19 protein-coding genes are annotated in these 23016 nt (G+C 64.3%); 7 read left to right on the top strand and 12 right to left on the bottom strand.

Features of this window, described 5'->3' with window-relative positions:
* Positions 1 to 27: 27 nt before the first annotated feature.
* From AB4Y36_RS31890 to AB4Y36_RS31870, 5 genes are all read right to left on the bottom strand, one after another.
* The gene (locus AB4Y36_RS31890; RefSeq protein ID WP_342947192.1) at positions 28 to 2274 is read right to left on the bottom strand and encodes a polysaccharide biosynthesis tyrosine autokinase; all 2247 of its coding nucleotides are present in this window, start codon (positions 2272 to 2274) and stop codon (positions 28 to 30) included.
* A gap of 60 nt (positions 2275 to 2334) precedes the next feature.
* Positions 2335 to 3510, bottom strand: a complete 1176-nt coding sequence (locus AB4Y36_RS31885) for a polysaccharide biosynthesis/export family protein (protein ID WP_133180213.1) — start codon at positions 3508 to 3510, stop codon at positions 2335 to 2337.
* On the bottom strand, positions 3507 to 3956 hold the full coding sequence (locus AB4Y36_RS31880; protein ID WP_069266049.1) for an exopolysaccharide biosynthesis protein: 450 nt from the start codon (positions 3954 to 3956) through the stop codon (positions 3507 to 3509). The genes AB4Y36_RS31885 and AB4Y36_RS31880 overlap by 4 nt, the downstream gene beginning before the upstream one ends.
* A gap of 53 nt (positions 3957 to 4009) precedes the next feature.
* On the bottom strand, positions 4010 to 5425 hold the full coding sequence (locus AB4Y36_RS31875; protein WP_069266050.1) for a UDP-glucose/GDP-mannose dehydrogenase family protein: 1416 nt from the start codon (positions 5423 to 5425) through the stop codon (positions 4010 to 4012).
* Between the two features lie 77 nt (positions 5426 to 5502).
* Positions 5503 to 6882, bottom strand: a complete 1380-nt coding sequence (locus AB4Y36_RS31870) for an undecaprenyl-phosphate glucose phosphotransferase (protein WP_069266051.1) — start codon at positions 6880 to 6882, stop codon at positions 5503 to 5505.
* A 498-nt stretch (positions 6883 to 7380) separates the two neighbouring features.
* Between AB4Y36_RS31870 and AB4Y36_RS31865 the strand changes: the two genes are divergently transcribed.
* Positions 7381 to 8901, top strand: a complete 1521-nt coding sequence (locus AB4Y36_RS31865) for a mannose-1-phosphate guanylyltransferase/mannose-6-phosphate isomerase (RefSeq protein ID WP_342947150.1) — start codon at positions 7381 to 7383, stop codon at positions 8899 to 8901.
* Positions 8902 to 8960: 59 nt separating this feature from the next.
* Here AB4Y36_RS31865 and AB4Y36_RS31860 read toward each other — a convergent pair whose 3' ends face one another.
* The gene (locus AB4Y36_RS31860; RefSeq protein ID WP_069266053.1) at positions 8961 to 10187 is read right to left on the bottom strand and encodes a transposase; all 1227 of its coding nucleotides are present in this window, start codon (positions 10185 to 10187) and stop codon (positions 8961 to 8963) included.
* A gap of 707 nt (positions 10188 to 10894) precedes the next feature.
* On the opposite strand from AB4Y36_RS31860, the gene AB4Y36_RS31855 reads away from it, so the two are divergent.
* Both AB4Y36_RS31855 and AB4Y36_RS31850 read left to right on the top strand, forming a co-directional pair.
* The gene (locus tag AB4Y36_RS31855) at positions 10895 to 11326 is read left to right on the top strand and encodes a DUF2501 domain-containing protein (protein ID WP_368606636.1); all 432 of its coding nucleotides are present in this window, start codon (positions 10895 to 10897) and stop codon (positions 11324 to 11326) included.
* A 93-nt stretch (positions 11327 to 11419) separates the two neighbouring features.
* Positions 11420 to 11956 carry a hypothetical protein gene (locus AB4Y36_RS31850; RefSeq protein WP_256094817.1) on the top strand — a complete coding sequence of 179 codons (537 nt, stop codon included), beginning with the start codon at positions 11420 to 11422 and terminating at the stop codon, positions 11954 to 11956.
* Between the two features lie 4 nt (positions 11957 to 11960).
* On the opposite strand, the gene AB4Y36_RS31845 is transcribed toward AB4Y36_RS31850, so the two are convergent.
* Positions 11961 to 12563 carry a DUF4337 domain-containing protein gene (locus AB4Y36_RS31845; protein ID WP_069266055.1) on the bottom strand — a complete coding sequence of 201 codons (603 nt, stop codon included), beginning with the start codon at positions 12561 to 12563 and terminating at the stop codon, positions 11961 to 11963.
* A gap of 365 nt (positions 12564 to 12928) precedes the next feature.
* Here AB4Y36_RS31845 and AB4Y36_RS31840 point away from each other — a divergent pair, with 365 nt between their 5' ends.
* Complete coding sequence (locus AB4Y36_RS31840) at positions 12929 to 14140, top strand: helix-turn-helix transcriptional regulator (RefSeq protein WP_342947148.1); 1212 nt, start codon at positions 12929 to 12931, stop codon at positions 14138 to 14140.
* Between the two features lie 95 nt (positions 14141 to 14235).
* Here AB4Y36_RS31840 and AB4Y36_RS31835 read toward each other — a convergent pair whose 3' ends face one another.
* From AB4Y36_RS31835 to AB4Y36_RS31815, 5 genes are all read right to left on the bottom strand, one after another.
* On the bottom strand, positions 14236 to 14937 hold the full coding sequence (locus tag AB4Y36_RS31835) for an ABC transporter ATP-binding protein (protein ID WP_069266058.1): 702 nt from the start codon (positions 14935 to 14937) through the stop codon (positions 14236 to 14238).
* On the bottom strand, positions 14937 to 15707 hold the full coding sequence (gene livG, locus AB4Y36_RS31830; RefSeq protein WP_342947147.1) for a high-affinity branched-chain amino acid ABC transporter ATP-binding protein LivG: 771 nt from the start codon (positions 15705 to 15707) through the stop codon (positions 14937 to 14939). The genes AB4Y36_RS31835 and livG overlap by 1 nt, the downstream gene beginning before the upstream one ends.
* A complete protein-coding gene (locus tag AB4Y36_RS31825; RefSeq protein WP_368685117.1) occupies positions 15704 to 16975 on the bottom strand; it encodes a high-affinity branched-chain amino acid ABC transporter permease LivM in 1272 nt (423 codons plus the stop codon). Before AB4Y36_RS31825 ends, livG begins: the two co-directional genes overlap by 4 nt.
* Positions 16976 to 16982: 7 nt before the next feature.
* Positions 16983 to 17909 (bottom strand): high-affinity branched-chain amino acid ABC transporter permease LivH, encoded by a 927-nt coding sequence (gene livH, locus AB4Y36_RS31820; protein ID WP_368685116.1) that lies wholly within the window; start codon positions 17907 to 17909, stop codon positions 16983 to 16985.
* 147 nt (positions 17910 to 18056) lie between these two features.
* On the bottom strand, positions 18057 to 19172 hold the full coding sequence (locus tag AB4Y36_RS31815) for a branched-chain amino acid ABC transporter substrate-binding protein (protein WP_069266179.1): 1116 nt from the start codon (positions 19170 to 19172) through the stop codon (positions 18057 to 18059).
* A gap of 1014 nt (positions 19173 to 20186) precedes the next feature.
* Between AB4Y36_RS31815 and AB4Y36_RS31810 the strand changes: the two genes are divergently transcribed.
* The 3 genes from AB4Y36_RS31810 to AB4Y36_RS31800 all read left to right on the top strand — a co-directional run bounded on the left by AB4Y36_RS31810 (position 20187) and on the right by AB4Y36_RS31800 (position 23011).
* Positions 20187 to 21176, top strand: a complete 990-nt coding sequence (locus AB4Y36_RS31810) for an ABC transporter substrate-binding protein (protein WP_368685115.1) — start codon at positions 20187 to 20189, stop codon at positions 21174 to 21176.
* A 142-nt stretch (positions 21177 to 21318) separates the two neighbouring features.
* Positions 21319 to 22215 (top strand): ABC transporter permease, encoded by an 897-nt coding sequence (locus tag AB4Y36_RS31805; protein ID WP_368685114.1) that lies wholly within the window; start codon positions 21319 to 21321, stop codon positions 22213 to 22215.
* A 1-nt stretch (position 22216) separates the two neighbouring features.
* Positions 22217 to 23011 carry an ABC transporter ATP-binding protein gene (locus tag AB4Y36_RS31800; protein ID WP_368685113.1) on the top strand — a complete coding sequence of 265 codons (795 nt, stop codon included), beginning with the start codon at positions 22217 to 22219 and terminating at the stop codon, positions 23009 to 23011.
* Positions 23012 to 23016: the final 5 nt, after the last annotated feature.

The raw sequence follows: 23016 nt of genomic DNA, 5'->3' as shown, positions 1-23016 counted from the left end.
TTGCTGTGCTTGATGGGGCCACCTGCGTCATGCGCTGAGATACTCGCGCACGTTCGCGTAGCCATAGCCGTAGTTGCCGCGCGTACGCGCCGGGACGCCGTTGAACACGCCGCCCTGCACGCGCACGCCGGCATTGCGCAGACGCTTGAGCGCGTCGGCGATTTCGCCTTCGGTGTGCATGCCCGAGCGCAGCACGAGGAACGTCGAGCCCGCATGGCCGCCGATGATGGCGGCATCGGTCACGGCGAGCACCGGCGGCGTGTCGATGAGCAGCACGTCGTAGCGGTTCGACAGGCCTTCGAGGTACTGGCCCAGACGCGGCGACATCAGCAGCTCGGAAGGATTGGGCGGACGGCGGCCGCACGACATGAAGTGCAGGTTGTCCACTTCGGTCGCGCGAATCGCCTCGTCCAGCGAAATCTGCCCCGAGAGCAGCTCGGAGAAGCCGTTTTCCTGGGGGCCGCCCAGATGGCGTTCGAGCGCGCCGCGGCGCATGTCGCCGTCGATCATCAGCACGCGCTTGCCCGAATGGGCGAGCAGCACGGCGAGGTTCGCGGTGAGGAAGCTCTTGCCCACGCCCGGCACCGAACCCGTCAGCATGACGACGCGATTGCGCGCGTCCATCACGCTGAACTGCAGCGAGGTGCGCAGGCTACGCAGGCTTTCGACCGTGAGGTCCTTCGGGCGCGAGTTCGCGAGCACTTCACGCAGACGCGTGCCGCCGCGCACCGGGGCCCGCTTTTCGAGCGCCAGCTGCTCCGGCGAAAGCGGCACGAGACCGTACACCGGCAGCTGGAACGAGCGCTCGATCTGGTCCGGATCGACGATGCCCTTGAACATGTTGCGGCGCATGAGCACGAATCCCGTGCCGAGAATGATGCCGAGCAGCGACGCCGCCGAGACGATCAGCAGCTTCTTGGGCTTCGACGGATTGCCGGGGCGCAGGGCCGGATCGACGATATGCACGTTGCCGCCCGTGCCCACGCGCTGCACCGAAAGTTCCTGGATGCGGTTGAGCAGCAGCACGTAGATGTCCTCGGCCACCTTCGCGTCACGCTGCAGCTGCACGGCCTTCACTTCCGTGGCCGGCAAGTCGCGGAACTTCGTGTCGTACTTCGCGCGCTCGCCCTGCAGTTGCGCGAGCTGCTGGCGCGCCGCGATCAGCACCGGGTGCTGGTCGCCGAAGCGCTGCTGGAGCGAGGCGATCTGCAGTTGCAGCGCCGAAATCTGCTGCTCGTACTGCACGCTGCCGTCGAGATAGATCTTCGCTTCGTCGCTCGCGTTGATCGAGCCCGACTTGCTTTGATAAGCCGTGAGCGCCGCTTCGGCGTTCTCGAGGTCCGACTTCAGGCGCGGCTGTTCGCTGCGCAGGAAGTCGAGCATCTTGCTCGCGTCGGCCTGCTTGGTCGCCACGTGCTCGCGCAGGTACGACTGCGCCACCGCGTTGGCGATTGCTGCCGCGTGCTCGGGGTCGTTGTCTTCGAGCGAGATGTCGATCACGCCCGTTTGCTTGCCCTGCTCCTGAACCTGGATCGCGTTCTGGAAACCGCTGATCGCGTCGAGGTCGTTCAGGCGCACGACCTTGAAGCGGGTGCCAGGACGCGCAACGAGCTTGTTGACGAGCAGCTTGACGCCGCCGCCCTGCTCGACCTGGCCGACGGCGCCTTCGAGCAGGCGCGCGCCGTCCGGGGTCGAAACCACGTAGCGGTCGTTGTCGAGCGCGGTGAGCGTGAGCTTCTTGCCTTCGAGCTCGGGCGTAACCTCGATCGAGTCGATGTTGATGACTTCGCCGCCCCACGCGAAATTGCTGAGCCAGTTGCTCAACCCGAACCACGGACGCGCCGGCGTGCCCGGTGTCGCGAGACGCGCGGACAGGCTGCCGATCAGCGGCAGCATGACCGGCGTGACGGTGGTGTTCAGCTTGAACTGCTTCACCACCGGCTCGACGACGCTGCGGCTCTTGATCATCTGGATCTCGGCGTCGGTGGGCAGACTGCCCGTCGACGATCCGGAGCTGATGTTCGCGCCGGTTTGCGTTTGCGTGAGGGCCTGCGACGTGTAGTCGGAAGGCTCCACGCGAACCTGGGTGTCGGCCGTATAGACCGGCTTGGCGATGAAGCAGTAGAACACGGCCATGGCGATCACCGCCGCCGCGATCGCGATGAGCCAGCCGATGTCGTCGATGATGACGCGCAGCAACTGGCCGAGGACGACGTCCTCTTCCTCGGTGCGGGCCGCCGGGGCCGCCTGGCTATTGGCTTGTATGGTCACGATTCAATCCCGTTGTTTAGGTGTTGCTCCTGGGTCCTCTTTCGAAGCTTTTCGATCACGTGCTTACTTCGCGATCTGCTTCAGATAGAAGACGGTCTGGATGGTCGGCAGCACCTGCTGCAACACACGGTTGAAGGTCGTCGAAGCGGCCGTGCCCACGTACACCACATCCAGCGGCTTGAGCTGGAACTGCGACGAAAGCATGATCGCGTCGGGCTTGGTCATGTCGAGACGATAGATCTCTGGCTGCGTTGGGTTGTCCTTCATGCCGCGCATCACGAAGATCTGGCGCGGGTTCGCGTCGGTATCGAGAATGCCGCCCGCCTGGGTGAGCGCGTCGGCGATCGTGAGGTCGCCGCGAATCAGGTTCGTCTGCAGCGGCGTCTTCACTTCGCCCATCACGAAAATTCTGCTGTCCGAACGATCCGGAATATTGATGACGTCGCCGTCCTGCAGCAGCACGTTCTGAGTCGAATCGCCGCCGTCGAGCATGCGGTTCGCATCGAGGATGTACAGCTTGCCGTTGCGCGTGAGGCGCACGCGGTTGATGTCGGCGTTGTCGGTCGTGCCACCCGAGCGCGTGATGGCGTCCACCAGCGTGAGCGGCACGTCGCTCATCGAGAGCGGGCCCGGCGTCTTCACGTCGCCCGTGATCTGCACCTTCTGGCTGCGGTACGCGAGCACGCGCACGTCCACCTGCGGGTTCTTCACATAGGGGCCGAGGCCGGACGCGAGCTGGTCGCGGATCTGGCCGGGCGTCTTGCCCGCGGCCATGATGCGGCCCACGAACGGGAAGAAGATCGTGCCGTCCTTGGCCACGGTCTGTCCGTACGGGTCGGCCTGGCCCGGCAGCGCGTTGGTATACGGCTGCGTGAGCGCCTGACCCACCGTCTGCGTCGTGTTGCCGCCCGTGGAGAACGTCGAGCCCTGCGGCGTCGACAGCTCGGGGTGATCGAACACGGTCACGCCAAGAATGTCCTGCGGCGCGATGTGATACGTGTAGTCGGCAGCGCTCGAGAACTTCGAGGGCGGCAGCGGCGCCTTCGGCTGGGCTGCGGCCGCTTGCGCCTGCTGCAGCACGACTTGCTGCGTGATGAGCGTCACGTTGAATTGCTGCTGCGGCTGGTTGTTCGGCTGTTCCTTCAGGCTCGACGTGTCGAGATAATTGCCGGGCGCCGTCGCGCACGCGGAAACGAAGACGCTCAACGCGACCACCGCCGTCAGTTTCAGTTTTGTCATTGGCATATTCGGCTCAACCATCCCTTAACCATACGATCCATCAATTCAAGACTCTGGCGATACGCGGACTCATGGAGTCCATGCGGATCGCTGACATCAGAGTTTTCCCAATTACCGAGCGCGTACACCTTGCCGCGCGCGGTGGGTTCAATGCGCTCGACCGCGGCGACCTGGCGGCGCTCGGTCACGAGCACGAGGTCTGCGGAGCGCACGAGGCGGCTGGTGAGGCGGCGCGACTGGTGCCCGCCGACCTTCACGCCGCGCTCGGCAAGGAGCCACTGCATCACGGGGTCCATGTCGTCGCCATCGCGCGCACGCAGGCCCGCCGATTGAAACGAATCCGGCCGTGAGCCTGTCTGTTCGCTCAGACGCTCGCGAAAGAGCTGTTCCGCCGCCGGCGAGCGGCAGACGTTGGCGTGGCAGACGATGAGCACGTTCTTGATCATGATCGCGTGACTCCCTTCCTTTACATGGCGCTAAGCACGAAGCCCGGCACCGCTCAGGCCACTGCCTGCGTTGCGGCGGTTTCGGCGCGCGCGCGGCTTGCCTGCGTCGCGCTCGCACGGCCCACGGCGTGGTACTCGATGCCGAGTTCCTGCAGCGCGGACGGCTCGTAGAGATTGCGGCCGTCGAACACGATCGGCATCTTCAGCTGCGACTTCAGCGTTTCGAAATCGGGCGCCTTGAACACCTTCCATTCGGTGGCGACCACCACGGCATCCGCTTCGCTCGCGGCTTCCATCGCGTCGTTCACGAACGACAGCCGCGCCTGATGTTCCGGCGCGTGCGCGAGATCAAGCGCGAGTACACGCTGCGCCTCGGCGGTCGCAACCGGGTCGTAAGCCTTGACCGTGGCGCCGCGCGCGAGCAGTTCGGCGATGAGCGTGCGGCTCGGCGCCTCGCGCATGTCGTCGGTGTTCGGCTTGAACGCGAGCCCCCAGACGCCGAACGTGCGGCCGGTGAGGTCGGAGCCGAAGCGCGTAACGATCTTCTGGGCGAGCACCTGCTTCTGCGCTTCATTGACGGACTCCACGGCACGCAGGATCTGCAGCGGCTCGCCGAAATCCTCGGCAGTGCGCATGAGCGCCTTCACATCTTTCGGGAAGCACGAGCCGCCATAACCGCAGCCCGCATAGAGAAAGTCGTAGCCGATGCGCGGGTCCGAGCCCACGCCGCGGCGTACGGCCTCGATATCGGCGCCGACGCGGTCGGCGAGATTCGCGAGTTCGTTCATGAACGAAATGCGCGTGGCGAGCATGGCGTTGGCCGCGTACTTGGTGAATTCGGCCGAATGCACGTCCATGTACAGCGTGCGCTCGTGATTGCGGTTGAACGGCGCATACAGGCGCTTCATGACCTCTTTCGCGCGCTCGCCCGGCACGTCGTCGTTGCAGCCGAGCACGATGCGGTCGGGCCGCGCGAAGTCCTCGACTGCCGCGCCTTCCTTGAGGAACTCCGGGTTCGAGACCACCGAGAACATGTGGCTCTCGCCGCGCTTGCGCAGTTCGGAGGCGATCGCGTCGTGCACGAGCGCAGCCGTGCCCACCGGCACCGTGGACTTGTCCACTACCACCTTGAAACCGGTCATGTGGCGGCCGATGTTGCGCGCGGCCGCCAGCACGTATTGCAGGTCGGCGGAGCCGTCTTCGTCGGGCGGCGTGCCGACGGCGATGAACTGCACGTCGCCGTGCGCGACCGCCGCTTCCACGTCGGTCGAGAACTTCAGCCGGCGCGCGCGCACATTGCGCTCGATGATTTCCTTCAGGCCCGGCTCGTGGATCGGCACGATGCCCTGATTGAGCAGGTCGATCTTGCGTTCGTCGACGTCGAGGCAAAACACGTCGTTGCCAATGTCGGCAAGACAGGCGCCCGTCACGAGACCCACATAACCGCTGCCAATGATCGTCAGATTCATGCCCACCTCAAAAGTGATTGATTCTTCATGTCACACGAAACGTTGCGCACATTTGCATCGCGCGCACTCGCTTCGCCTCAATATGCGTTCTGGCCTGCGAAGCCCTTCCACATGGTCATCGCCACGATGCGCAGGTCGAGCGCGAAGCTCCAGTGCTGCATGTAGTGCAGATCGAAGCGCACGCGGTCGCGCATCTTTTCCACGCGATCGGTTTCGCCGCGAAAGCCGTTGACCTGCGCCCAGCCCGTGATGCCCGGCTTGATGCGATAGCGCGCCATGTAGCCGCGCACGAGGTCCTTGTAGATGTCGTCGTGGGCCAGTGCGTGCGGACGCGGACCCACCACCGACATCTCGCCCTTGAGCACGTTGATGAACTGCGGCAGCTCGTCGAGGCTCGTGCGGCGCAGGAACGCGCCCACGCGCGTCACACGTGGATCGTTGCGGCGCGCCTGGGTGATCTGCCCCGCGACTTCCGCATGGACCTTCATCGAGCGGAACTTGTAGATTTCGAACTCGTTGCCATCCAGCCCCTTGCGGCGCTGCTTGAAGAACACCGGGCCCTTCGACGTGAGCTTCACGGCAAGCGCAATCACGGCCAGCAGCGGCGCGAGCGCGACCAGCACGCCGCCCGCGAACACGATGTCGAACACGCGCTTGGGCAGCACGCGCAGATCCGTGACCGGCGAGGCCGCGAGATTGATGGCCGGCACGCCGAGCAGATCGACCACGGGCTGGCTGAAGAAAGACAGGCTGCGCACGTCCGGAATGAAGCGAATGTTCACGAAGTCGTTGCGCAAGGCCGTGACGATGCGATGGATCGTGCGCTCCTTGGTGATCGGCAAGGCGAGCCACAGCTCGCGCACCTCGTTCTTGCGCACGAATTCGAGCATCGCCTGCAGGTTGCGCTCCACGGGCACGCCGTCGATTGCGGCGGCGCCATCGGCGTCGCTGTCCTCGTCGAACACGAGCGCCGGGTGAAAGCCCGCTTCCGGGTGAAAGCGCATGTGTTCGATCAGGAAGCGGCCGTAGCGCGGACCGCCCACCACCGCCACGGCCTTCTGGTTGTAGCCCTCGCGGCGAATGCCACGCAGCACCATGTGCACGAGCGCCTTCGAGAGGATCAGGAGCGCTACCGAGGCGACGACCCAGTACGCGAGCCACAGGCGCGAGAGCGAATCGGCGCGGTGCAGGCTGAAGCTCAGCAGGATGCCCGTGCCCTCCACGGCGAGCCAGGCGGCGCACACGCGGGCAAAGAGGGCGTAGAGCGACTTGCCGCGCCACGACTTGTAGATGCCGAATGCCGGGAACATCCAGATCGCGAGCACGCAGTTGAACGCGAGCGCCACGCTCTCCGCGTCGGTGAGCGGCACGAGCTGGCCACGGTGCAAGGCGGCCGCGAGCAGCGCTCCAGCGGCGATGGCGGCAACGTCGAAAATTCTGGCTAGAACGCTGAGCATGTCCGGCACCTCGGGTTTAAAAAATGAATCGCGGCCACGCACTGCAAATCATGGCCGGTCGCTTCAAAAGTTTCTGGGACTGCGTCGCCACAAAAAAACGTCTGGCGTCGCGAATTCTGATCCGAATAAACCCTAATAAGGCGCGATAAAAATTCTGGCCGCAAGCCTTAAAAGTATCTCCAATTGTTTCGGCCCTTGCGGGCCATTTTTTCGCGGCTTTTGTCGGCAAAGATTACCGGAACACACGCCTGCATTGGTTCACAACCCGGTCATTCCGGCAGATTTTTCCTGCCATGACGCCTGAATTTGGGTTCCGACAAGAAATTGCGGCGACCTGCAACGGAATTTTTATTGAATTTTTTATCTGAATTCCGTTGTGACGGAAGCATGATTTAAATTTAATTCGAATATTTTCCGTTTTCTTCTTTACGACTCGATTTATGACGATTTTAAGCATGCTACAAATCGCATCACCGATACCTTTTACAGGAGAGCGAGATGACGGATACGGGTTCCGCTACGGCATCGGCAAAAGCGTCCCAGACGCGTGCCGAAACGCGCAGTGCATTGCAGGTGTGCCCTGTAGTGCTAGCGGGCGGCGCGGGCTCGCGGTTGTGGCCATTGTCGCGCGAGCAATATCCGAAGCAGATGATCAACCTCGTTGGCGAGCAGTCGCTGCTGGCCAACACCGCGGGCCGCCTCGATGCGCTCGCCGAGCGCGTGACGCTCGCAGAGGAATTGCTGATCGTCTGCAATGAAGAACATCGATTCACCACCGCCGACCAGGTTCGCGCGGCGGGCAAGCAGGCGCGTCTGATTCTCGAGCCCGTGGGCCGCGATACGGCGCCCGCGCTCACGATCGCCGCGATGTCGGTGGCGGCAAAGCACGAAGACGGCATTCTCGTGGTGATGCCGGCCGACCATGCGCTTGCCGACCTCGAAGCGTTCCAGAACGCCGTGGCCGAAGGCGTGCGTCATGCCGCGAATGGCCAGATCGTGACGATGGGCATCGTGCCCACGCATCCCGAAGTGGGCTATGGCTACATTCACGTGGGCGAGCCGCTCGCGAATGGCGAACCCAACGGTGCGCGGCGTCTGAACGGTTTCGTCGAAAAGCCCTATTTCGAACTGGCGCAGCAGTACGTCGCTTCGCAGCGCTACTGGTGGAACAGCGGCATTTTCATCGTGCGCGCATCGACCTGGCTCAAGGCGATTCGCCATTTCCATCCGGCCATCTACGCCGCATGCGCGGAATCGATCGAGAACGGCAAGGCCGACGGCGACTTCTTCCGCGTGGATAGCGAAGCGTTCGCACGTTCGCCTTCGAACTCGATCGACTACGCCGTGATGGAACCGCTCTCCGGCGACCCGACGGTCGCGAGCGGCGTAGTCGTGCCGCTGACGGCAGGCTGGACCGACCTCGGTTCATGGGACACCGTCTGGCAGGTTTCGCCGAAGGACGACGAAGGCAACGTCGCGCACGGCCGCGTGATGTTCGAAGGCGCCAGCGATACCTTCGCGCATTCTGACGGCCGGCTGGTGGCCTGCCTCGGCACGAAGGACCTCGTGGTCGTGGAGACCCCGGACGCCCTGCTCGTCGCCGACCGCTCGCGCGCCCAGGACGTCAAGAAGATCGTGCAGCGCCTGAAGCAGGAACGCCGCACCGAAGCCGTGGCGCACCGCCTCGTGCATCGCCCATGGGGTCACTACGACAGCGTGGACAGCGGCGAGCGCTTCCAGGTCAAGCGGATCGTGGTCGAACCGGGCGCACGTCTCTCGCTGCAGATGCATCACCATCGCGCCGAGCATTGGGTCGTCGTCCGCGGCACGGCGCTCGTCACGCGTGGGGAAGAACGCTTCATCGTTTCGGAGAACGAGTCAGCGTACATCCCCCTTGGCGTGTCGCATCGACTGGAAAATCCGGGCAAGATGCCGCTCGAGATCATCGAGGTGCAGTCGGGCTCGTATCTCGGCGAAGACGATATCGTGCGTCTCGACGACCAGTACGGCAGGCAGTGAAGAAAGCAGTAGCGGCCATGCAGGAAGGCCGCGCGCATCACGCGCGCGGCCTTGCAAGATCAACGCGAGAGCGTGCGGTAGCGCGTTCCGGTCGTGCCATCGGTGCGTCGCTCGGCGGTGCCGGACGACGTCGTATTGGCTTCGCTGCCCGTGAGCAGTGCGCCCGTGGCGGTGTAACGCTGTACCGGCGCTTGCAGCGGCGCGAGCCGCACACTGCCCGGCACCGCCGGAGGCAACGCGCGCGCGGCGGCGGCATTGGACGGATCGCCGCGCGTCACGCCTGGCGCCTGGATGGGCGCGTGCGGTGCGACGTCGGGCAGCGCCGTTTGCGAAGCGCTCGGTGCAGCGCTCTTCGACGCGGCATGTTTGGCCGGATGCGAACCCGGCCACGAAACGCCGGACGCGGACTCAGCGATGCCTTCGCGATCGAGCCATTCACGCGCCCAGTCGAAGGCGAAATTCCTGGCGGATTCGCGATCCTGGAACGGCGGCCCGATCAGGCCCGAGCGCTCGATGCGCTTGCCATCCTTGAGAATTTCCACGGCCCCGCGGAACATGCGGTTGCGCACGGGCTGCACGGTAAGGCTCATCGTATAGCCGCGCCATTCCGCGACCTGCACCACGCCGCCCGCCGGATGCGCGCTGCGATGCGACGCGTCGCGCGGCATCGCGCGAGTCGCAACCGGCTTGCTCACGCGGGAAGGCGAGAACGGTGCGAACGGCGCATCGTTCTGCGAACGCGTCGCACTCGCAACAGTCGTTGCACTCGTTGCGGCCGACACGACAGGCGCGTCGATCGAAACGGGCAATGCCGCTTCGCCGCCCGCGAGCTGACGCATCATGCTTTCCATGGGATCGGCAAGCGGCGCGTCGGCGAGCGCAGCGGGCGCCTGCCAGGCTTCGGGGCTCTTCCAGAACACGGCCGGCTGGCCATCGTCCTCGGCGACTTCCTCGACTGCGACTGCAACGGGTTGCGCATCGGCCTGCGCCGGCTGCGGCACATAAACGAACTTGCGGCCGCGCTGCGAGAGCAGCTCGACCAGCTCGATCAGGGTGCCGCTACTGTGCCATTCCTCAAAACGACGACGGCAGGTAGGCCCGGACGGATAACGCGCGGGCAGACGCGACCACGACTCACCGGTGGTGAGAATCCACAGGACGGCATTGGCCACCACGCGCGGCTCGGCACGAGGGCGGCCGCGCCGGTTGAGCCTGATTGGAGGTTCATCTGACACGAGCGAAGACACCTGCATCCACTCGTCGTCGCTCAGTTCTTCGAAATTCATGCTGTTCTCCACGCAGCCGGACCGGGGCTGCAGTGACGGAGCACTGGCCTGCGGATCTTGTTGCCCGCGTTGGCTAGCTCGGTTGCACCATATGCTTGTATGACGTGTTCATTTGCGTCGCGATGCGCACTCTGGCAGTGCGTTCTTTCACTGTATTGACGCAATACACGTGGTCTCACTCGTGCAAGGGAGAATTGTGCAGGAAGCATACCACCTGAAACCAGCCGATGAGGAGGGCCGTAATAAGTGTTACGGTTCGAAACAATCTCACCCTTGAATAGCCGGAAAGATCGCCGAAAAAGGCCTGAAACGCAGTGTTTTACAGCGCAGATACACTTGTAACAGGTTCAATCGTTGCGTAGCTGGCACACGATCCCCGCCCTACGCAATTCCGAACGCATGCATACCACTTAAGACACATCCGCCTCGACGAACGCCAGATTTGCTCCTGCAGCGCTATCGTTGTGCCCGCAACAAATGACATGGCGATGAAAACATCAGATGCATCATGAAACGTTCACGGCGAGTCCCGGCGGTCGCACCTCGCAGCGGTTGCACCGCCGCCAACCGAACGCTCGTGCGGCGTCACGTAGCGAAGCCAGCTAAACGAATCCGTCTATAGTAAGGGCGCACTGAACCACCACGGAGATTCGTGTATGCAAACGTCTGTTCCGGGCGTCGCCACGCCGCGCATCGCCTCGGCGTTGATGGCCACCATAACCCTGGCGCTGCTCGCCCCCTGGGGCGCCGCACAGGCGCAGCTCGGCAACCTGCTCAACCAGGGCGGCAGCAACAGCGGTTCGGCACAGGGCGCGCTCGGCAATCTGGGCGGCCTCGGCAACTCGCTTTCGGCACCCTCGCTCACCTCGAACAGTCTCGGCAATGTCACCGGCGTGCTGCAGTACTGCATCAAGAACAATTACCTGAACGCCGACGCCGCGAGCAACGTGAAGGATTCGCTGCTCGGCAAGCTGCCCGGCGGCGCGAACACGACGGATAGCGGCTATACGCAGGGCACGAGCGGCATCCTCACGGCCGGCAACGGACAGAAGCTCGACCTCACGGGCGGCGGCCTCAAGGAGGAGGCCACGAAGCAGGTCTGCGACAAGATCCTGAGCCAGGCGAAGTCAATGCTCTAGCCGCCCCCATCCAGCATGAAGATGTGCGCGGGCGCACGGCCCGCGCAATTTATGTGCCGTAAGCTTTGAACACGAACGAAGTCCGGCTGTCGAATGGAGTCATCCGGTCTTCTCTCGGCATTGCTGCTCGTAGCTATGACCAAGCACTACACTCCCGTGATATTCGCGCTCCCGGCCGCCACGCTGCGGAGTGCGCTGAGCGGCCTTGCCGCTTTTGCCGCCCTGCTGGTCCCGGTGGCCGCGCATGCGCAAGCCACGCAATCCGCCACACACGACCAGCAGTTCGACTGCAAGTCCGATCCTCACACATTCATTTCGTCGCTGATTGACGAAAAATCCATCGAGCCCGAGCCGAGCCGCGTCGAAGCGAATTCGGTCAACGCGTTCAGCCCGGTGCGCGGCAGCCGCCTGAGCGCGTTCGGCTTCCCCATTTACGTGGTGCTCGGCTACGACCGCGACGACACGCTCTTCAAGCGCGGCGCCGGCAAGGAGATCACCTCGCCGCTCTACGGTGTGGTGGTGTCCGCGCCTGCGGAGAAGGTGCGCTCACGCGTGCGCGAGACCAACAGCGACGCCACCGTGCAATCGGTCGTGCCGCTGCTGCTCACGGCGATCGTGTGCGGCGGGTGAGCGCTCAGCCGCCGAAGAACGCCAACGCGCCCAGCCCCACCCCGACGATCGCGACGCCCACCGACGTATTGAGCAGCCAGCGCCGCCGCGTAAGCAGCGTAATCGCCGTAAGCGCGATCGAGATCTGGATGAGCGTCGTGGCCTGTGCCCAGCGATGATGGCCATGCAGCACGTGCTCGCTGAGCGCATCGTCCTGCTCGACGATTTTTTCGAGCGCCTCCGCCTTGGCGCGGATCGGCTCCTTCTGCTGGCGATAACGGTCGGCGTCGGCGGCAAAGCGCTTCTGCGCAGCGTCCGAATTCGGCGCTAGCGCGGAGAGTTGCGCGCCCAGTTCCGCGAGGTTCTGCTTCTCGCCCTTCGCCTGATAGTAAGCCCATTGATTCGCGGCTTCGGTCTTGCGGATCGCCGCTTCGTTCTTGTAGTAGAGCGCCTGGTTCTCGCTGTTGCCGCTCTGGTAGGCAAAGATCGCTCCAATCGAAGCGAGGATGGCCGTCATCACCGCCATGCGGCCCGGGAACGGATCGCCCTCGCCGTGGCCGCCATGGCCCGCCGCGGCGTGTTCGACCGCGTGGTCGTGCGGTCCATGCACTTCGTACTCTTCAGACATCCAAAGACTCTCCGCTTTCTCTGACTTTCACTGACGCGCACCGCCTTTTCCCCGTGCGGCGCGCCTGTTTGGACGCTCAATTATCGTGAGCGCGGCGCGCTTGTCCAGTACCCGCAATGCATCGGATGTAACGAAACCCGAAATCTCTTCTGACGAAAGCGAATCGTAGGTTTGATCGTCTATTCATTCAGAATAGGTACCCCGGGATGTTGCAGTGCATCCCCTCCCGCCCGCAGTTTGCAAACGTGGATTCAAGCCCTGAGCGCCCCCTTGCGTCGTTGCAGTGCCACATGGCCCTGTATGCAGCCTCGTGCGGCCTGCCCTGAGGCCTTCTGCCGTCGATAATTTCCAGCCTGGAGACCATCATGGGGCCCATCACGGCCGCACACGCCGCGGCTATCGATACTGTGGCACACAGCGCGCGCGCGCGGTACGGCGAGCCCGATGATACCGGCGGCCTGATCGACGCGATCTACGATGCCGGCTTTGACGCGCAACGCTGGCCGGATGTGTGTGCGCGCATCGCGCAACGCATCGGCGCGCAACACGTCAATCTCACCATGCTGCCGCCCGAAAGCACGTTCTCGCTCGCCGAGTGGGACGGCATCGACGCTTCGTTTGCCCAATCGTACGCGCAGCACTACGGCGGCTTCGATCCGCTCGTGCCGCAGGTGCGCCGCTGGGCCGCCGGCACGCTCGTCACCGACACGATGATCCACTCGCAGGGGAGTCTGCAACGCAGCGCCTTCGTGCAGGAGTGGGTGCGCCCGCAGCGCTTCTACACGGTGGCCTTCGCCAACGTGCTGCGTGAAGGCGATATGGCCGCCGTGCTCGGCGCGCTGCGCCATGAAACACGCTTCTATAGCGAAGACGAACTGGACGCGCTGCGCACGCTGCTGCCACATCTGCGCAATGCCTTGCGCGTGCAGCGGCACACGGCGCGCACCCTCGCCTCGCGCGATCAAAGCGCGAATGCCCCCGCGGACGCACTCGACGCGCTCGCGCATGGCGTGCTGATCGTCGACGCCGATGCGCACATCGTGTTCGCGAATCGCGCCGCCACGGCGCAGCTCGCGCGCGCAAACGGGCTGCGCACCGAACACGCCGTGCTCAGCGCCGCCACGGCAGCCGCCACCCAGCAGTTGCGCTCGCTGATTGCGCGAGCCGCGGGGCGCGACGTGCGCGGGCGCAGCGGCGGCGCGATGCTGATCGCCCGCCAGCCGCCCGACGAACCGCTGCAGGCGCTCATTTCGCCGCTAGGCGAGCACCGTCACGCCGACTATTTCGCCCACGGCTCGCGCGCCGGCACGGCCATGCTCATCGTGATCGATCCGCAATCGTCGCGGCGCGGCGTGGAAACGCGTCTTATCGCGCTGTTTGGACTCACGCCCGCGGAAGCGCGCGTGGCCTGCGAGGTCGGCAAGGGCCTCAACCCTAAGGACGTGGCCGAAGTGCTGCAGGTGCTGCCCTCGACGGTGCGCACGCATCTGCATCACGTGTTCGCGAAAACCACCACGCGCCGCCAGGCCGAGCTGATGCGTTTGATCGCGCAGCTTGCGATTGCACGCGGCGATTGATTCGACATTTCGTCGACGCAAAAGAAGCGGCCCGCGCATCCCGCGTTCGACGAACGCGGATGGCGCGGGCCGCAGTGCGGTCCTGTCCGCGACGATCAACCGCCCAGGTAGGCCCGCTTGATGTTGTCGTTGGCGAGCAGATTGTCGGCGCTATCGGCGAGCACGACGCGTCCGGTTTCCAGCACATAGCCGCGATCGGCCACGTGCAGCGCCTTGTTCGCATTCTGCTCGACGAGGAACACCGTCACGCCCTCTTCGCGAATCGTGCGGATGATGTCGAAGATCTGCGCGATCACGAGCGGCGCGAGGCCGAGCGTGGGCTCGTCGAGCAGCAGCAAACGCGGCTTGCTCATGAGCGCGCGGCCAATGGCGAGCATCTGCTGCTCGCCGCCCGACATCGTGCCCGCGCGCTGCTTCGCACGCTGGTTCAGGCGCGGGAACAGCTTGAACACGTGCTCGATGCCCGCATCGATCTCGTGCTGCGAGGCGAAGAAGCCGCCCATCTGCAGATTGTCGAGCACCGTGAGGCTCGGGAAGACGCGGCGGCCTTCCGGCGAAATCGCCATGCCCTTGCGCATGATCTCGTGCGTGGGCATGCGCGTGATGTCCTCGCCTTCGAACGTCACTTTCCCCGCGGATGCGCGCGGCGTGCCGCACACGGTCATCATGAGCGTGGTCTTGCCGGCGCCGTTGCTGCCGATCAGCGTGACGATCTCGCCCTTGTTCACTTCGATCGACACGCCCGCCAGCGCTTGCACCGCGCCGTAGTGGGTATGGACCTTTTCCAGCTTCAGCATCAGTCCTCTCCGAGATAGGCCTTGATCACGCGCGGGTCGTTGCGCACTTCGTCGGGTTTGCCGATCATGATCGGCTTGCCGTGCTCCATCACCAGGATGCGGTCCGACACGCCCATCACGAGGCTCATGTCGTGCTCGATCAGGAGTACGGAGATTCCGAACTCGTTGCGCAGGCCGTCCACCATCTGCTGCAGCTCGACCTTTTCCTGCGGGTTCAAGCCTGCCGCGGGTTCGTCGAGCATCAGAAGACGCGGATCGGTGATCATGCAGCGCGCGATTTCGAGCCGGCGCTGATGGCCGTACGACAGCGTGCCCGCTTCGCGATTCGCGACCTGCTTCAGGCCCACACGCTCGAGCCAGTACGCAGCACGCTCGAGCGCGGCGCGTTCGGCGCGGCGATAGGCGGGCGTCGCGAACAGGCCGCTCAGCATGTTGCGGTTGACCTTCAGGTGCTGGGCGACCATGAGGTTTTCCAGCACCGTCAACTGTTTGAAGAGGCGAATGTTCTGGAACGTGCGCACGAGGCCGCGGCGCGCGACCTGGTGGCTTGGCTGGCCAGTGATGGCGTGGCCTTCGAGCACGATGGCGCCCGCGGTGGGCTTGTAGAAGCCGCCCACGCAGTTGAACACCGTGGTCTTGCCCGCGCCGTTCGGCCCGATGATCGCAAAGACTTCGTCCGGACGCACGTCGAAGTCGATGCCGTCCACGGCCAGCAGACCGCCGAAGCGCATCTGCAAGCCGGCTACTTTCAACAACGCTTGTGCGCTCATTGCGGCAACTCCACGTGCGGACGGCTCGCGGGCAACAGGCCCTGCGGACGCCACATCATCATCAGCACCATCACCAGACCGAAGATCAGCATGCGGTATTCGGCAAAGCCGCGCGCCACTTCGGGCAGCACCGTGAGCAGGATCGCGGCGAGCACCACGCCCAGCTGCGAGCCCATGCCGCCCAGCACCACCACGGCGAGAATCAGCGCCGACTCGATGAAGGTGAACGACTCGGGCGTGACGAGCCCCTGGCGCGCAGCGAAGAACGCACCGGCGAGACCCGCGAACGACGCGCCCAGCGTGAACGCCGAGAGCTTGATGCGCGTGGGGTTCAGGCCCAGCGAGCGGCACGCGATCTCGTCTTCGCGCAGCGCTTCCCAGGCGCGGCCCATGGGCATGCGCAGCAGGCGGCTCGTGACGAACAGCGTGAACGCCACCAGCACGAGCGCGAGCAGGTACAGGAAGATCACCATGTGCTCGCCGCTGTACTCGAAGCCGATCAACTCGTTGAACGTCTTCGCGCCTTCCACGCTCGCGTGGCGGGCCATTTCGAAGCCGAACACGGTGGGCTTGGGAATGCTGGAGATGCCGTCCGGGCCGCCCGTGATGCTCGTGAGATTGTTGAGCAAGAGGCGGATGATCTCGCCGAAGCCGAGCGTGACGATGGCGAGATAGTCGCCGCGCAGGCGCAGCACCGGGAAGCCGAGCACGAAGCCGAAGGTGGCCGCGGCAAGCGCGGCGAGCGGCAGGCATTCCCAGAACGTGAAGCCGAAGTACTGGTTGAGCAGCGCATACGTGTAGCCGCCCACTGCGTAGAAGCCCACGTAGCCGAGGTCGAGCAGACCCGCGAAGCCCACCACGATATTGAGGCCGAGGCCGAGAATCACGTAGATGAGCGCGAGCGTCGCCACGTCGATCGCGCCGCGCGAACCGAGGAACGGGAACACCGCGCCGAACGCGAGCAGCACCCAGATCGCCACGCGCTGCTGACGCGCGCCGAGCGCGGGGGCCCGGGGCAAGCGCACGTGACTCGTGGCGCGCACGAACATCGGCTTGACGAGCTGGAACACGAACACCACGGCGGCCGCTATCCACACCGGGCGCCAGTGCTGCTGCAGCACGACCTGATAGCCATCCAGCGTGAGTTGCAGGCCGAGAATGGGGGCCGTGAGGATGATGGTCGCCACGGCGGCGGCGAGCGCGCCTTTCACCGTTTGCGACGAGGACGGGCCAACTGCTGCCACGCGAACCGAAACAGTCTGACTCATTTCGACCTCACACCTTTTCGACGTCCGGCTTGCCGAGCAGGCCGGTGGGACGGAAGAGCAGCACGAGCACGAGCAGGCCGAAGGCCACGACGTCCTTGTACTCCGCAGGCATGTAGCCCGACGCGAAGGTTTCGGCGAGACCGAGCAGCACGCCGCCGAGCATCGCGCCCGGAATGCTGCCGATGCCGCCCAGCACCGCGGCCGTGAACGCCTTGATGCCCGCGATGAAGCCGATATACGGATTGAGCTTGCCGATCGTTAGACCGATCAGCACGCCGCCCACCGCCGCGAGCATGGCGCCGAGCACGAAGGTGAACGAGATCACGCGGTTCGTGTCGATGCCGAGCAGGTTCGCCATCTTCATGTCTTCCGCGCAGGCGCGGCACGCGCGGCCCATGCGCGAGCGCGAGATGAAGAGCGTGAGCGCGATCATCAGCACGAGCGTCACGCCGACGATCAGCATGCGCGAGTACGGAACCGTCACTTCGAAGTTGCCGCCCATGTTGAAGTCGAGCGCGCCGGAAATGAGCATCGGCACGGACACGTCGCGCGCGCCCTGCCCGATCTGCACGTAGTTCTGCAGGAAGATCGACATGCCGATGGCGGAGATGAGCGGCACGAGGCGCGGCCCGCCGCGCAGCGGCCGGTACGCCACGCGCTCGACCGCGAATCCGTAGAGCCCGGTGACCACCACCGAGACGATGAGCGCCGTGCCCAGCACGAGCGGCAGCGGATAACCCGCCGAGGTGCCGATGGCCGTGAGCGTGACGAGGCCCACATAGGCGCCGATCATGTAAATCTCGCCGTGAGCGAAGTTGATCATGCCGATGATGCCGTAGACCATCGTGTAGCCGATCGCGATCAGCGCATAGATCGCACCCAGCGTGAGCCCGTTGACGAGCTGCTGGGTGAACTGAGGAAGAAAATCATTCATGCGTAAGCCCCGCGGCCGTGAAGCCGATGAGAGACCTGTGGAGAGACCTTTGGAACCGTACCAACCCTTTTTTAGTTGCGCGCACAACCGCTATGAAAACGCCCCGTCCACGAGAAGGCGGGGCGTTGGCAGCGTGCAGCGCCGGGATCAGTTCGCAGCGGTCTTGGTGGCGTCCTTGTGCCACGTGTAGACGACGAAGCGGAACGACTTCAGGTCGCCCTGTGCGTCGTATTCGACCTTGCCGATCGGCGTGTTGAACGCGTTCTTGTGCAGGTAGGCCGCGACCTTGGTCGGGTCCGTGCTCTTCGCGCCGGCGATGCCGTCGGCGATCACTTCGACTGCCGCGTACGACGGCATCTGGAACGGGCCGTTGGCGTCGCGCCTGGCGTCGGCGAAGGCCTTCACGAGCTTGGCGTTGGCAGGGTCCGAAGCGAAGTCGGCCGGCAGCGTGACGAGCATGCCTTCCGAAGCCGGGCCGGCGATGGCCGTCACGTCCTTGTTGCCCACGCCTTCCGGACCCATGAATGTGGCCTTCACGCCCTGTTCACGCGACTGGCGCATGAGCAGGCCCATTTCCGGGTGATAGCCGCCGAAGTAGACGAAGTCCACGCCCTGCGACTTGAGCTTCGTGACGACTGCCGAGTAGTCCGAATCGCCGGCGTTGATGCCTTCGAACACGACGACGGGGATGTGCGCCTTGTCGAGCGCGGCCTTGACCGAGGTGGCGATGCCCTGGCCGTACGACTGCTTGTCGTGCAGGATCGCGACCTTCTTCGGCTTGACCTTGTTGATGATGTAGGCGGCGGCAGCCGGACCTTGCTGGTCGTCGCGGCCGATGGTGCGGAAGATGAACTGGCGCTTCTTGCCTTCGGTCAGCTGCGGCGCGGTGGCCGACGGCGTGACCATCACGACGCCTTCGTTCTCGTAGATGTCCGAAGCGGGAATCGTCGAGCCCGAGCAGACGTGGCCGACCACGTACTGGATGTGCTGCGAAACGATCTTGTTGGCGACGGCGACAGCCTGCTTCGGCTCGCACGAGTCATCCATCAGGACGGCTTCGAGCTTGTTGCCGTTCACACCGCCGGCGGCGTTGATCTGCTCGATCGCAGTCAGCGCGCCCGCCTTGACCATGTCGCCGTACTGGGCGACCGGGCCGCTGAACGGGCCGGCAATGGCGATCTTCACGGTGTCGGCGTTTGCGCTTGCACCAAAGGCGAGCAGCGCGGCGGCCACGGAAACGGAGGTAAGGCGGGACAACGACATCATCAGGAGCTCCTCGATTGTTTTCGGGTCAACCGGTCAGACGGAATGACCTGCGCAAACGAACAGCGCCCCAATGATCTTCAATGGGGAACAACCACGACGAGCACCAGAGAAAAAAGACGTGACGGGGCCCGGCGTGTATCAGCGCCCTGGTAGGCGACTGAGTTCGGAGAGACTGCTGAGTTACAGACTCTGTTGCGCAAGCATTCCGCCTGCCCCGTTCGCTGCAATTCGTACCGGAAAGGTGGACCGGCCTGAATCAGCGACCGGCGGATGCTATCAATAATCCCATTTCACCGCAACCAGGGGTTTTTTCGGATATCGAGTTGAGTTTTGAAATCGGTCAATAGAGGGGCATGTCGGAAAGCGCTTGAAAACGCTCGTGAAAATAGTCTTTCGGGCGAGCGACGGGCTAGTCACCGGGCTGCGATGACCGACTGGCGCGGATGTATGGAATTCCTGCATTTCTTGATTTTTACGCGCTGTCGATCGTTATTTTAATTCCAATGAAATCTGATCGACGAATGGCATCTTGCAATAACTTTAAAAGTTAATCTTTTATCGCGATAAAAGCGTCGATCCCATAATCGATCAATCGGGATTACCCTAAATGCAAAATGCGCCAAATCATTGATTTCAAAGAACAAATATTACGAAATCCTTAAAATTGAAGTTCTATATTCGCTGAACTGGCACCATAAATCTCACACCGCCCTACTTTTCCGCCTTCCACTATGGAACCGCGAAAGCTTTCGTTAAAGCACGAATTTTTCTCATAATCGAATCGAGTGAGTTCGAATTAATCCGCGCGACACCGTGGCGCGCCCGCCTCACTGGCTCGGCAACGCGTTCCAGCCCCGCAAGAGACGGTGGTATCCTCGCTCCCTCGCCGCGCCCGCATGCACCACTACGGCGCATGCCGCGTGCTCTCGCGCCACGCGTGAAGCCGGCGACGCCACACCGTGCAGATCCGAAAAAACCGCAAGAACCCAGCACTGGGGGAGATCAAACAGAATGAAGACCTTCAAGCAGGCAGCCGCTGCCGCCACCCTTTCCCTGCTCGCCGGCGCCGCCGCACTCGCGCTGACTTCGGCCGCCGCACGCGCCGCCGAAACCGCGACCGTGGAAGTGCTGTCGATCGTCGAGCATCCCGCGCTCGACGCGATCCGCGACGGCGTGCGCGACGAACTCAAGGCCGCGGGCTACGACGCCGGCAAGAACCTCAAGTGGGAATACCAGAGCGCGCAGGGCAACACGGGCACCGCCGCACAGATCGCGCGCAAGTTCGTCGGCGACAACCCGAGCGCGATCGTGGCCATCGCGACGCCGTCGGCGCAAGCCGTTGTGGCCGCAACGAAGTCCGTACCCGTGGTGTACTCGGGCGTGACCGATCCGGTGGCCGCACAGCTCGTCAAGACGTGGACGCCCAGCGGCACGAACGTGACCGGCGTTTCCGACAAGCTGCCGCTCGACAAGCAGGTCGCGCTCATCAAGCGCGTCGTGCCCAATGCGAAGACCGTCGGCATGGTCTATAACCCCGGCGAAGCGAATTCGGTCGTCGTCGTGAATGCGCTCAAGGCACTCCTCGCGCAGCAGGGCATGACGCTCAAGGAAGCCGCCGCGCCGCGCACCGTGGACATCGGCCCCGCAGCGAAGAGCCTGATCGGCAAGGTCGACGTGATCTACACGAACACCGACAACAACGTCGTTTCGGCCTACGAAGCGCTCGTGAAGGTCGCCAACGACGCGAAGATCCCGCTCGTCGCCTCCGATACGGACAGCGTGAAGCGCGGCGCCATCGCGGCGCTCGGCATCGACTACAGCGACCTCGGCCACCAGACGGGCAAGGTCGTCGTGCGTATTCTCAAGGGCGAGAAGCCCGGCACGATCGCCTCGGAAACCAGCAGCCAGCTGCAACTGTTCGTGAACCCCGCCGCCGCGCAAAAGCAGGGCGTGACGCTCTCGGCCGATCTGCTCAAGGACGCGACCACTGTCGTGAAGTAAGGCGCAGGCATGGCGCATCACACGCAGCCGCACTGCCTGGCCCGATAACGGCCACTTACGCGCGCAACGGCGCGCCGCCCCATCCGGGCGGTGCGCCGCGCGTCGATTCCGGCGCACCGCCGCCGCAACAGGATTCTTCCTCATGTCCCTCTACTCGCTTCTGGGCGCGCTCGAGATCGGCCTGATCTTCAGTCTCGTGGCCCTCGGGGTGGTGATCTCGTTTCGCATCCTCAACTTCCCCGACCTCACCGTCGACGGCAGCTTCCCGCTGGGCGGCGCAGTCGCCGCCACGCTGATCGCGGCCGGTCACGATCCGTTTCTCGCCACCGCCTGTGCGGTCGTCGCTGGCGCCATCGCCGGCTTCATCACCGGCTGGCTCAACGTGCGCCTAAAGATCATGGATCTGCTCGCGAGCATCCTGATGATGATCGCGCTCTATTCGATCAACCTGCGCGTGATGGGCGCGCCGAACGTGCCGCTCATCTCCGAGTCGACGGTATTCACGCTCATCCAGCCCGCCTGGCTGCCCGACTACGTGCTGCGTCCGCTCGCGCTCCTCGTCGTCGTACTGGCTGCGAAGTTCGGCGTGGACTGGTTCTTCTCGTCGCAATACGGCCTCGCGCTGCGCGCGACGGGCGCGAACCCGCGCATGGCGCGCGCACAGGGCATCGCCACGGGCCGCGCGACGCTCGCCGGCATGGCGCTCTCCAACGCGCTCGTCGCGTTGGCCGGCGCGCTCTTCGCGCAAACCCAGGGCGGCTCGGACATTTCGATGGGCATCGGCACCATCGTGATCGGGCTTGCGGCCGTGATCATCGGCGAGAGCATCCTGCCCGCGCGCCGGCTCATGCTGACCACGCTCGCCGCCGTGCTCGGCGCGATTCTTTATCGCTTCTTCATTGCGCTCGCGCTCAACAGCGACTTCATCGGCCTCAAGGCGCAGGACCTGAATCTCGTTACTGCAGTGCTCGTGACGATCGCGCTCGTGCTGCCCGCCACGCGCAAGAAGCTGTTTGGCCGCAAGAACGGGAGGGCATGAGATGCTCAGCGCCAAAGACCTCAAACTGACTTTCAACCCCGGCACGCCGATCGAAACGCGCGCGCTGCGCGGCCTCACGCTCGACATCCCGAGCGGCCAGTTCGTGGCCGTGATCGGCTCGAACGGCGCGGGCAAGTCCACCTTCCTCAACGCGATCAGCGGCGACCAGAGGGTGGATGGCGGCACGATTACCATCGACGGCCAGGACGTCACGAAGAAACAGGCATGGGACCGCGCGCATCTCGTCGCGCGCGTGTTCCAGGACCCGATGGCCGGCACCTGCGAGGCGCTCACCATCGAAGAGAACATGGCGCTCGCGATGGCGCGCGGCAAGCGCCGCGGCTTCGGCTCCGCGCTGAAAAAGCATGATCGCGAGCTGTTCCGCGCGAAGCTGCGCCTCCTGAATCTGGGCCTCGAAAATCGCCTGTCCGATCGCATCGGCCCGCTTTCGGGCGGCCAACGCCAGGCGGTGAGTCTGCTGATGGCGTCGCTGCAGCCTTCGCGCATCCTGCTGCTCGACGAGCACACGGCGGCGCTCGATCCGAAAACGGCTGCATTCGTGCTGGAGCTGACCGCACGGATCGTGGAAGAGGCCAAGCTCACGACCATGATGGTCACGCATAGCATGCGCCAGGCGCTCGACTACGGACAACGCACGGTGATGCTGCACCAGGGGCAGGTTGTGCTCGACGTCTCGGGCGATGCGCGCCGCGGCCTCGACGTGCCGGACCTCCTGCGCATGTTCGAGCAGACCCGCCACGAGAAGCTCGACGACGACGCGCTGCTGCTGGGGTAAGTGTC

This window comes from Paraburkholderia sp. BR10936, from assembly GCF_040965735.1.
GTDB classification, from domain to species: Bacteria; Pseudomonadota; Gammaproteobacteria; order Burkholderiales; family Burkholderiaceae; genus Paraburkholderia; species Paraburkholderia nodosa_A.
Note: the sequence above shows the minus strand (reverse complement) of the source record. Positions and strands in the feature narration are given on the sequence as shown.

What these genes read in the sequence shown, in the direction of transcription:
- livG (WP_342947147.1), bottom strand. Translation starts at nt 15,707, where the DNA reads ATGAGCGCACAAGCGTTGTTGAAAGTAGCCGGCTTGCAGATGCGCTTC.
- AB4Y36_RS31880 (WP_069266049.1), bottom strand. Translation starts at nt 3,956, where the DNA reads ATGATCAAGAACGTGCTCATCGTCTGCCACGCCAACGTCTGCCGCTCG.
- AB4Y36_RS31885 (WP_133180213.1), bottom strand. Translation starts at nt 3,510, where the DNA reads ATGACAAAACTGAAACTGACGGCGGTGGTCGCGTTGAGCGTCTTCGTT.
- AB4Y36_RS31850 (WP_256094817.1), top strand. Translation starts at nt 11,420, where the DNA reads ATGGAGTCATCCGGTCTTCTCTCGGCATTGCTGCTCGTAGCTATGACC.
- AB4Y36_RS31845 (WP_069266055.1), bottom strand. Translation starts at nt 12,563, where the DNA reads ATGTCTGAAGAGTACGAAGTGCATGGACCGCACGACCACGCGGTCGAA.
- AB4Y36_RS31875 (WP_069266050.1), bottom strand. Translation starts at nt 5,425, where the DNA reads ATGAATCTGACGATCATTGGCAGCGGTTATGTGGGTCTCGTGACGGGC.
- AB4Y36_RS31865 (WP_342947150.1), top strand. Translation starts at nt 7,381, where the DNA reads ATGACGGATACGGGTTCCGCTACGGCATCGGCAAAAGCGTCCCAGACG.
- livH (WP_368685116.1), bottom strand. Translation starts at nt 17,909, where the DNA reads ATGAATGATTTTCTTCCTCAGTTCACCCAGCAGCTCGTCAACGGGCTC.
- AB4Y36_RS31855 (WP_368606636.1), top strand. Translation starts at nt 10,895, where the DNA reads ATGGCCACCATAACCCTGGCGCTGCTCGCCCCCTGGGGCGCCGCACAG.
- AB4Y36_RS31805 (WP_368685114.1), top strand. Translation starts at nt 21,319, where the DNA reads ATGTCCCTCTACTCGCTTCTGGGCGCGCTCGAGATCGGCCTGATCTTC.
- AB4Y36_RS31835 (WP_069266058.1), bottom strand. Translation starts at nt 14,937, where the DNA reads ATGCTGAAGCTGGAAAAGGTCCATACCCACTACGGCGCGGTGCAAGCG.
- AB4Y36_RS31870 (WP_069266051.1), bottom strand. Translation starts at nt 6,882, where the DNA reads ATGCTCAGCGTTCTAGCCAGAATTTTCGACGTTGCCGCCATCGCCGCT.
- AB4Y36_RS31815 (WP_069266179.1), bottom strand. Translation starts at nt 19,172, where the DNA reads ATGTCGTTGTCCCGCCTTACCTCCGTTTCCGTGGCCGCCGCGCTGCTC.
- AB4Y36_RS31800 (WP_368685113.1), top strand. Translation starts at nt 22,217, where the DNA reads ATGCTCAGCGCCAAAGACCTCAAACTGACTTTCAACCCCGGCACGCCG.
- AB4Y36_RS31860 (WP_069266053.1), bottom strand. Translation starts at nt 10,187, where the DNA reads ATGAATTTCGAAGAACTGAGCGACGACGAGTGGATGCAGGTGTCTTCG.
- AB4Y36_RS31810 (WP_368685115.1), top strand. Translation starts at nt 20,187, where the DNA reads ATGAAGACCTTCAAGCAGGCAGCCGCTGCCGCCACCCTTTCCCTGCTC.
- AB4Y36_RS31825 (WP_368685117.1), bottom strand. Translation starts at nt 16,975, where the DNA reads ATGAGTCAGACTGTTTCGGTTCGCGTGGCAGCAGTTGGCCCGTCCTCG.
- AB4Y36_RS31840 (WP_342947148.1), top strand. Translation starts at nt 12,929, where the DNA reads ATGGGGCCCATCACGGCCGCACACGCCGCGGCTATCGATACTGTGGCA.